This is a genomic window from Hymenobacter nitidus, assembly GCF_020447315.1.
GTDB classification, from domain to species: Bacteria; Bacteroidota; Bacteroidia; order Cytophagales; family Hymenobacteraceae; genus Hymenobacter; species Hymenobacter nitidus.
The window spans coordinates 1-10,646 of the sequence record NZ_JAJADQ010000022.1 but is presented as its reverse complement, the minus strand read 5'-3'; the positions used below and the strand labels follow the sequence as shown (position 1 = coordinate 10,646).

3 protein-coding genes are annotated in these 10,646 nt (G+C 60.6%); all 3 read left to right on the top strand.

Annotated elements, in window-relative coordinates:
* Positions 1–4,341 (top strand): non-ribosomal peptide synthetase (locus tag LGH70_RS23340; protein ID WP_226190897.1); only part of this gene is annotated, 4,341 nt, incomplete at its 5' end.
* 73 nt (positions 4,342–4,414) lie between these two features.
* Positions 4,415–5,455 carry a TauD/TfdA family dioxygenase gene (locus tag LGH70_RS23335; RefSeq protein ID WP_226190885.1) on the top strand — a complete coding sequence of 347 codons (1,041 nt, stop codon included), beginning with the start codon at positions 4,415–4,417 and terminating at the stop codon, positions 5,453–5,455.
* 398 nt (positions 5,456–5,853) lie between these two features.
* The coding region (locus tag LGH70_RS23330) for a non-ribosomal peptide synthetase (RefSeq protein WP_226190883.1) at positions 5,854–10,646 on the top strand (4,793 nt) is incomplete at its 3' end.

The window sequence follows — 10,646 nt, the reverse complement described above, 5'->3', positions numbered from 1 at the left end:
GTCCGCGAGGGCTTCAGCTTCGTGGACTTGAGCCAGTATGCGGGAGAGGACTTGGCGCGGGCCCTGGCGGGGGAGAAAGAGGCCGACCTGGCCCGGGGCTACGACCTGAGCCAGGGCTCCCAGATGCGCCTGCGCGTCGTCCAGCTCAGTGCCGACGAGTTTGAATTTATTTGGAGCCACCACCACTGCATCATGGACGGCTGGTGCTCACGCTTGCTGACCCAGCAGTTCACCGAGCTCTACCAAGGCAAAGTGAGCGGGCAGCCTGTGCAGCTGCGCGAGCGGTACAAGTATGCCGACTACCTGCGCTGGCTCGACCAGCGCGACCCGCAAGCTTCCCTGGCGTATTGGCAGCAATATCTGGCCGGCTACGACCAGGCCGCCGAGCTGCCCACCACGAGCGCCACGGCTGGCACTGGCTACGCCCAGGCCGAAGAAAGCCTGCAGGTCGAGCCCGCGCTGGTAGAGCAGGTGCTTGGACTTTGCCGCCAGCAGGGGCTCACGCTCAGCACGCTGGTCCAAAGCATTTGGGGCGTGCTACTGAGCCGCTACACCCGCGCGGCCGACGTGGTGTTCGGTACGGTGGTATCGGGGCGGCCCGGCGAGCTGCCCGGCGTCGAGGAAATGGTGGGCCTGTTTATCAACACCATTCCGGTGCGCGTGCAGTACGAGGCCGGCCAGAGTGTGCGCAGTTTGTTGCAACAGGTGCAGCAGCAGCACATTGCCAGCGAGCCGCACCATTATTCTCCCCTGGGCGAAGTGCGCAGCCAGAGCGCCTTGGGCCGCGACTTGTTCAACCACGTGCTGGTGTTTGAGAACCTGGACAACGAAGGTCCGGACGAAAGCCTGGTGGCCGAAGCGGCGCTGAATATCACCGGCCGGGAGCTGTACGAAAGCACCAACTTCGACTTCCACATCAACTGCATTCCGACCAGCGACTCGCTGCGGCTGGAGTTCAAGTACAACAAGAATATCTACGAGCCCAGCTTCATGGCGGCGCTCAAAGACCACTTCCTCAACCTGCTGACGGCTTTCGTGGCCGACCCCGAGCAGGAGATAGACGCCGTGGAGCACCTGACGCCCGCCGAAAAGCACCGCCTGTTGGTGGAGCTCAACAACACGGCCGTCGAGTATCCGCTCGAAAAGACGGTTATCGACCTCTTCCACGAGCAGGTGGCCCAGACGCCCAACCGCACGGCGGTGGTGCACGGCGGCGCCAGCCTGACGTATCAGCAGCTGGATACCGTGACTAACCAGTTGGCCCAGTACCTGATAGCGCAGTACGGCGTGCAGGCCAACGACTTCGTGGGCATCCAGCTCTACCGCAGCGAATGGTTGATGATAGCCGTGCTCGGGGCCCTCAAAGCCGGGGCTGCCTACGTGCCCATCGACCCGGAGTATCCGCAGGAGCGCATCGACTACATCCGCGACGACAGCCGCAGCAAGGTGCTGCTGGACGAGCAGGAACTCAACCGCTTCCGTGCCGTGCAGGCTACCTATGACGAGCAGTGGAACGAGCGGGTGCTGAATCAGCCCTCGGATTTGGCCTACGCCATCTACACCTCCGGTACTACGGGCCGGCCCAAGGGCGTGCCGATTCAGCACCGCAACCTGACCAACTACATCAGCTACGCGGCCCAGACCTACTGCACCAAGGCCTGCGCGAAAGTGCAGGACACCTGCACCAACGCCAACTGCCGGGCCAAGGCGGGCTCTACCTTCCCGCTGTTCACGTCCTTCTCCTTCGACCTCACGGTGACCAGCATTTTCGCCCCCCTCGTGACGGGTGGCAAGGTGGTCGTCTACGGCAAAGAAGGCCTGGATGAAGTGCTGCCCGACGTATTCTGGGGGCGGCACGGCATCAGCGTGGTGAAGTGCACGCCTACGCACGTGGGTCTGCTCAGCGAGCTGGGTCAGCGGCCCACGGCTGTGCAGAAGGTGATAGTAGGGGGCGAGCAGCTCAAGGAAAAGCACGTGGCCTACCTGCTGTCCATCAACCCCGATATTGAAATCTACAACGAGTACGGCCCCACCGAAACTACCGTCGGAGCCACTGTGGCCAAGATTGACCGCCACACCAGCGGCATCACCATCGGGGTGCCCATTGCCAACACCCAGGTGTATGTGCTCGACCGGCGCATGCAGCTGGCGGCGGTAGGAGTGGAGGGCGAAATCGTCATTGCCGGCAAGCAGCTGTCGGAAGGCTACCTGCACCGGCCCGACCTAACGGCGGCTAAGTTTGTGCCCCACCCGTTCGAGCCCGGCGCCTTCATCTACCTCACCGGCGACACCGGCAAAGTGCTGCCCGACGGCAATCTGCTGTATTTCGGCCGCCGCGACGACCAGGTGAAGGTGCGGGGCTACCGCATCGAGCTGGGCGAAGTGGAAAATGCGCTGCTGCTGCGTTCCGACATCACGCAGGCCGTGGTGGTAGCTGCCGACATAGCCGAGGAAAAAGTGCTGGTGGCCTACTTCACCAGCCCCGAGCAAGTACTCTTGCCTGAGCTGAAAGGCTTCCTGGCCGCTACCCTGCCCGACTACATGGTGCCGGCCTACCTGGTGCAGCTCAAGGAGTTGCCCGTGACGGTGAACGGCAAGGTGGACAAGCGCCAACTGCCCAGCCCCGACAGCATGGCGTCCGGCGCCGAGTTTGGGCCCATTGCGCCCCGCAACCCGGTGGAGGAAAAGCTGCTGGCCATCTGGAAGCAGGTACTCAAGAAAGACACCATCAGCATCCGCAGCAACTTCTTCGATTTGGGCGGCGACTCCATCAAGATTATCCTGATGGTGGCCAAAATCAAGTCGGGCTTCAAGATTGCGCTGGACTCGGCCAAGCTGTTCTACGCCACTACCATCGAGGAGCAGGCCATTCTGATCAACGACGTAACCGAGCAGGAGGCAGGCCTGAGCGTGGCCCCCACGCAGCGCAGCTACCCGCTCACCGAAATCCAGGAAGTGTACTGGGCCGTGTGCCAGGACCCGGCCACGTCGGTGGCCTACAACATCTCGATGGCCTACCAGCTGGTGGGTTTCCTGGACGTGGAAAAGCTGAAAACGGCCTTTGCGCAGCTTCAGGGCCGGCACGAGGTGCTGCGCACCGTGTTCCGCTACGACGAGGAGGCCTACAACGTGCGGCAGTGGGTGCTGCCCCTGGACCAGACGCCGGAAGCCTTCAGCGTGCAGGACCGACGCACGGAGCTGCTGGGCAAAGATGACCTGATGGAGCTGGTGGGCCAGGAGCTGACCAAGCCGTTCGACTTCGTGAACGGGCCCCTGATTCAGCTGCAGGTGGTGCAGTACCGGGTCGATGAGTTCCTGATTCTGTTCAACATGCACCACATCATCTCCGATGCCTTCTCTATTCAGATCATCGTTCGGGAGCTGTTTACGCTGTATTGCAACCAGGTTTCCGAGCAGGCCGCTATTGCCCTGCCCGCCCTGCCGATTCAGTTCAAGGACTACGCCGACTGGAGCCGCAAAAACCGCAACGAAGCCAAGCTGGCCGAAAGCGCCGGTTTCTGGAAAAGCTATCTGGCCGGCTACGAGTCGCAAATCAAGTTTCCGTGGCGCAAAGCCGGCGTTTCGGGCGCCTTTAAGGCCGATGTATACCGCCAGGCCATTGCCGACGAAGCCCTGGTAAGCCAGCTGCGTACCTGGGTCGGCAACGAGAAAGGCACCCTGTACATGGCCCTGCTCACCCTGTTCAAGGCCCTGTGCTACCTCGAAACCGAGCAGCCAGACCTGACGCTGGTAACGCCCGTCTCGACCCGGGACCATGAGGAAGTGAAAGACCTGGTGGGTTTATTCCTGAACACGGTGTTCGTCCGGACCCGGGTAGGCGAGCAGGAAAGCTTCGCCAGCCTGTTCCGCAACGTGCAGGCTTCGGTGAAAGAAGTGATGCTGCACAAGCAGTTCCCTTACCTGAGCATCGTGGACCAGGTGCACAAAAGCCAGGAGCAGCCCTTCTTCAACGTGGGCCTGAACCTGAACCCCCTGAACGCCCACGTGGCCGAGTCGGACCTGGATTTGGGCCTGGAGCTGCTGCCGCTCACCAAGGAAGAAAACTTCGTGAAAGCCCAGCTCTGGCTCGACATCACGGAGCAGGAAAAGGCTTTGCTTATCAGCTACTCGTATCAGCAGCAGCTGTTCGAGGAGCGTGATATTCAGCAGTTTGCCGCTTCGCTGGAGCAGTTGCTGGCCCAGGTGATGCAGGAGCCCAACCGGCCCCTGCACGAAATCCGGGAAGAAATGCTGGCCGCCGCGCGCCAGGAGCAAAAGGAGAGTGCCCGCCAGCTGCGCTCGGCCAACCGCATGAAGCTGATGAGCGGCAAACTGTCCTAGTTAGCTTCCATGCCCACAACGTACCCCAACCATCATTTTATATCATTTCACAGCAATTAAAATCGATAACGCCATGAACAACTTAGCAAAACTGAAAGCCGCCAAAGCTGCCCCCATGCTCGCCGAGCTGGACCAGGACATTACGGTAAAAGAGTACTTCGCCGGCACCGGCAGCCTGCCGCTGGTTATCAAGCCCCTGATGAAGGGCGTGGACCTGAAAACCTGGATTGAGGAGCACCGCGCCGAAGTAGAAGCCGACTTGGTGCAGCACGGGGGCATTCTGTTCCGCGGCTTTGCCATCAATACGGTCGAGAAGTTCGACACCTTTATGAAGTGCTTCAGTGAGGAAAGCATCCCCTACATGTTCCGCTCCTCGCCCCGCTACGCCGTGGCCGACCGGGTGTACGTGTCGACCACCTACCCCAATGAGCGCACCATTAATATGCACAGCGAGTCGTCGTACAGCTATGCCTGGGGCCGCAAAATTATTTTCTGCTGCATCAAGGCGGCCGAGGAGCAGGGCGAAACCCCCATTGCCGACAACCGCCGCGTGCTGGCCAGCCTGAGCCCGGCCCTGCGCCAGAAGTTCATGGACCTGGGCGTTATCTACCAGCGCAACCTGTCGCCCCACATTGGTATGCCCTGGCAGGAAGTGTTCCAGACCACCGACCCCGAGGAAGTGAAGCGCGTGTGCGCCGAAAACAACGTGCAGTGCATCTTCAGCGGCAAAGACAACCTGACCATCCGCTGGCAGAAGCCCGCCATCTACGCCCATCCCGACTCGGGCGACCTGATGTGGTTCAACCACTCCTACTTCTTCAACAAGTACAGCCTCTACGAGGAAATCGGCCTGGAGCCCGAAGACGAAATGCCCGAAGAGCTGCTGCCCTCCAACACCTTTTTCGGCGACGGCTCGGAGATTTCCTTCGAGGAGTACAGCGAGATTAAGAATGCCTACGACAAGGAAAAAGTGCTGTTCCTGTGGCAGGAAGGCGACCTGCTGCTGCTCGACAACATGATGACAGCCCACGGCCGGAGCCCCTACAAAGGCGAGCGGCAAATCGTGGTTTCCATCGTGGAGCCCTACAAAAAACCAACCGCCACAAATAATTAATACGGCGAGTTGTTGGTAGTATCCGAATATGTACTACTTTAGGAGCATTCTTTGAATTAACGGGAGTTAAGGGCAGGCTATCTGCTCTTAACTTTCCCTGGTTTATTACCGCAGCTACTTACGTGTCCTTTTTATCTTATCACCACTAACTCCCTATAGTTTCCTGTCCTAACAGCCCGCAGCCTGCTCTTCGTTATTCATTATACCGCAGTCTGAAATAATACCCCGCCCGCGCCTACTACCACCAGCGCTGTGGCCCCTCTTTTAGCGTTTACCCTCATCGCTTCTTCGGAAGACAGGCCCTTATGCTTGTTTCTTCCAGTTATCCGCGCACGCTCCGGCGAGCTGTTGCTATAGTTCATTTTTATCCGACCGATACTTCTAATTTGATTATTCCAATGCTAAGTCCTATTTCTAAAAACCAGGAATTCTTTCTACAATTCGCGCCCAATCAGGAGTCGTTTCTCATTGAAGCCGAATACCTAATCAAGTACCAGGTGGAGCGCGCGGCCGTGGTGGCCGCCCTGCAGGCCGTCGTAGCCCGCTACGATATTCTGCGCACCGTACTGGTGTATAAAGAGGGACTTTCGCTGCCGATGCAATCCATTGAGGAGGAGGCGGGCACCGCTGTGTGGGAGGAAAGCAACGAGGACGTATCTCTGGCCCGCCCGCTGTGGCTGCACCTGGAGCCGGCCGGCCCCGACGCCTGGCGCATCCGGCTGAAATGCCTGCCTGTGCTGCTGGACGTGCCTAGCGTGAAATTGTTCTTTGCCGAGGTGGCGGCTGTGCTTACCGGCAATGCCGACGCACTGCCCGCCGCCGATGATCTTATTCAGAACGCGCAGTACGCGGCCTGGCAGGAGGAGCTGGCCGCGGAAGAAAATGAAGAAGCCATTGCCTTCTGGACCAAGGCCAGCCGCGAAAATCAGGAAGCCGAAATTCAGCTGGCCTTCCAGCAAAAGCAGCTGACTCAGCCGTTTAAAGCCGGCGTTAAGAAGGCCGTGGTAGCCGCCGGGCCGCTCAAAGCCCTGGCCCAGCGCCACGCCGTAGACGTGCAAACCCTGGTAGTAGCGCTGTACGCGCAAGTGCTGCGGCGCTTCTCGGAGCGCACCGCCCTGGCCCTGGACCTGGTAACCAACGGCCGGGCCTACGACGAACTGGCCTCCGTTATCGGCCCGTTTGCCAAAAATCTGCCCCTGGTGGTAGAGCTTGCCGCGGCCGACACACTCGCGCAGCTCAGCGCCCAGGTGCAGCAAACCATCGAGGGCTGCCTCGACTGGAGCGACTATTATTTCTTCGACCGGTACACCAATGCGGTGCCGGCCCGGGCCCGTTACGCGGTAGAATACAACGACGTAGCCACCAGCAATACTGGTCTGGCCCTGACCAAACTCGCGGCCGTCACCAGTGAATTCAGCCAGAAGCTATTTGTGCTGGACATGGGCGACACCCTGGAAGTACAATTTCAGTACGACCAGAACCAGTACGACGAGGCAGCCAGCGGCCTGCTGCTGGCCAACTTGGAAGCCTTTCTGGCCCAGCCGACCCGCGCTGCCAACGAGCTGCTGCCCCAGGATTACGCCATTATAGCCGCGGCCAACGCTACCAATCAGGCGCCGGCCACGCAGCATACCGTGTTGCAGCTGATCGAGGAAGCCATTGCGGCACAGCCCCACGATACCGCACTGGTAGGCCCCGAAACCACGTTTTCCTACCAGGAAATGGGCCGCGTCAGCAAGCAGCTGGCCGTGGCCCTGCAAGCCAAGTACGGCGTCGGTGCCGGCGACCTGATTGGGCTGGCTTTCGACCTCAGTACCGAAATTTCCCTGGCCATGCTGGGCGTGCTCTACGCCGGCGCGGCCTACATTCCGATTGACAGCAGCAACCCCAAAGAGCGGATTCAGAAAATCCTGCTCGACAGCCGCTGCAAGGTTATTCTGGCCCAGGCCGAGCTGGTAGCCGAGTGGGAGCAGGAGTTCCCCGACTTCACCATCACTACCGTGGCCGAGGTGCTGAGCGGCGTAGCCGAGCCCGCCGAGGTGAATTTGCCCCTGCCCGCCGCCGACGATACGGCCTACATTATCTATACTTCCGGCACTACCGGGGAGCCCAAGGGCTGCGTAATTACCCACGCCAATCTGCTCAACTACATTGCCTGGGTGAACGGCTACTACTTTGGCGCCGAGCCTGAAACAGGCAATTTCTCCCTGATTACCAACTTCTCCTTCGACCTGACCGTCACGGCGCTGTTCAGCTCCATCAGCCGCGGCAAGAGCCTGCACACCTTCGAGCGGGGCCTGGGTATTTCGGAGATGCTCTACAAGTCGTTTGCGCCCACCAGTGCCATCGACACGGTGAAGATGACCCCGACCCACATTTCCCTGCTGGCTTACCTGGGGCTGGAGTCGACGAACGTGCGGCACGTCATTGTGGGCGGCGAGGCCCTGCTGGCTTCGCACATCCGCATCCTCAAGACCCTGTCGCCGGATATTCACATTTACAACGAATACGGCCCCACCGAAGCTACCGTGGGCTGCATCGTGAAAGAGGTGGCCACCGAGCACGAAACGGTGCTGATTGGCAAACCCATCACCAACATGCAGGCCTACGTGCTGGATACCGAACTGGCCCTGGCGCCCGTCGGCAGCATCGGCGAGCTGTATCTGGCGGGCCACGGCTTGGCCAAAGGCTACCTGAACAAGCCGGAAATGACCAGCGCCAAGTTTGTGGAAGTAGCCGCCCTGCCCGGGGTGCGCCTCTACAAAACCGGCGACCTGGCCCGCTTCCTGCCCTCCGGCGAAATCGACTTCCTGGGCCGCATCGACGACCAGGTGAAAATCCGGGGCTACCGCGTGGAGCTGCAGGAAATTCAGAAAGGCCTGGAGCAGCACCCGGCCATCAATACCAGCATCGTTACGCTCTGGAAAAACGCCAGCGAGGAAAGCTACCTGGTGGCCTACTACATCAGCGACGCCGTGCTGGAAGCAGCCGAGTTGCGCGAGTTCGTGGCCGAAAAAGTGCCCGAATACATGGTGCCGGCCGTGTTCATCCCGGTGCAGGCTATTCCGCTGACGCCCAATGGCAAGCTGGACGTGAAGAAGCTGCCCAACCCGCAGGACTACTTCAGCAAGGCCGCCGAGTACGTGGCCGCCGGCACCGAGTTAGAGCACCGCCTCGTGAGTCTGTGGGAGGAAGTGCTGGGCCAGCAGCCCATCGGCGTGCACGACGACTTCTTCGAAATCGGGGGCCACAGCCTCAAGGTCACCCAGCTGATCAGCCGCTACCACCGCGACTTTGAAATCATGCTGTCTTTGCAGGATTTCTACACCAACACTACCATTGCCTCCCAGGCTCAGCTGCTCGGCCACGCCAGCAAGCAGGGCTTTGTCAACATTGAAAAAGTAGCCGAGCAGGAAAGCTACCCCGTTTCGAACGGGCAGAAGCGCCTGTGGGTGATGAGCCAGGTCGGCGACAGTTCTTCGGCCCTGAACATCTTCAACGCCCTGCAGTTCGAAGGCGAATTCTCCATCGAGAGCTTCGAGCAGGCATTGCTCACCGTTATTGGTCGCCACGAGAGCCTGCGCACCGTGTTTGGCCAGGACCCGCGCACGGAAGAGGTGCGGCAGTTTATTTTGCCCGCGGCCGAGCTCAACTTTGCGGTTGACTACCTGGATCTGCGCAGTTCTGCCAACCAGGCCCAGGACGTAACGACGGCTCTGGAGGCCGAGGCCAAGCGCATCTTCAACCTGAGCCACGGCCCGCTGCTGCGCGTGGGCGTGATTCAGACCGGCGAGGCGCGCTACGTGGTGTACTACAACGCCCACCACATCATCTGCGACGGGTGGTCGATGGAGGTGTTCATTCGCAACACGATGGACTGCTACGGTGCTTACCGCAACGGGCAGGATAATCCGCTGCCGGCTCTGGCCATTCAGTACAAGGACTACGCGGGCTGGCTGGAAAACCGGTTGTCGGGCGACTCCTTCACCGAAATTCGCTCTTACTGGCTGGAAAAATTCAGCGGCGAACTGCCTATTCTCAACCTGCCGTCGGACAAAAAGCGGCCCTTGGTAAAAACCTACAACGGCGCCAGCCTGCGCACCAAGCTCGATAAGGATGCCGTGCGCCGCCTGCGCCAGTTCAGCCAGACCCGCGGCGGCACCCTGCTCACCGGCCTGCTGGCCGTGGTGAAAGGCGTGCTGCACCGCTACACGGGTCAGGAGGATATTATCATCGGCAGCCCTATTGCCGGCCGCGAGCATGCCGACTTGGAGGAGCAGATTGGCTTCTACGTTAACACGCTGGCCCTGCGCACGCAATTTAGCCACCAGGACAGCTTCGAGGGCTTGTTTGAGCGGGTGAAGGACACCACCCTGGGCGCTTTCCAGCACCAGGTGTATCCGTTCGACCAGCTGGTGAAAGAACTCGACCTGAAGCGCGACACCAGCCGCCTGCCCTTGTTTGACTGCTGGCTGTTGCTGTCCAACGCCGATGTCACGCAGCGCGACAACGGCTGGGACTATGGCGACCTGGCCATTCAATCCCTGTCGTATGAAGACGAGGTGTGCAAATACGACTACCTGTTTTCCTTCGTGGAGTCCGGCGACGAGCTGACGCTCAACCTGAAGTATAACACCGACATCTACAGCGAGTTTTTTGCCCAGCAGCTGCAGGCCAATGTCAGCGGCTTCCTGGCCGCAGCCCTCAACGAGCCAACCAAGGAAATCGGCCTGCTGCCTTACCTAAGCGCGCCGCAACTGGTAGCGCTGGAAACCGCCAGCCGCGGTCAGAACATGCCGCTGGAAACTACGGGCAGCCTGTTAACGGAATTTGCTCAAGTGGTCATGGCGCACGGCACGCGGGTGGCCGTCTCGGATGTGTCGGGCCAGCAGCTCACGTATGCCCAGCTCGATGCGCTGTCCTCGCAGCTGGCCCACTTCCTGCGGGCCCGGCACGCGGCGGCCGCCACCGCCGCCGCTGGTGCCCCGCTCTCGCTGGTGGCGCTGGCCCTGCCCCAGAGCCCGGCCGTGGTGGTGGCCATCCTGGCCAGCTGGAAAGCCGGGGCCGCCTACCTGCCCCTGGACCAGAGCCTGCCCGCTGCTCGCCAGCAGTATATGCTCGCCCACAGCCAGGCCCCGCTCACGCTCACGGCCGAGCTCTACGAGCAGTTCCTCGCCCAGGCCGCGGCCTA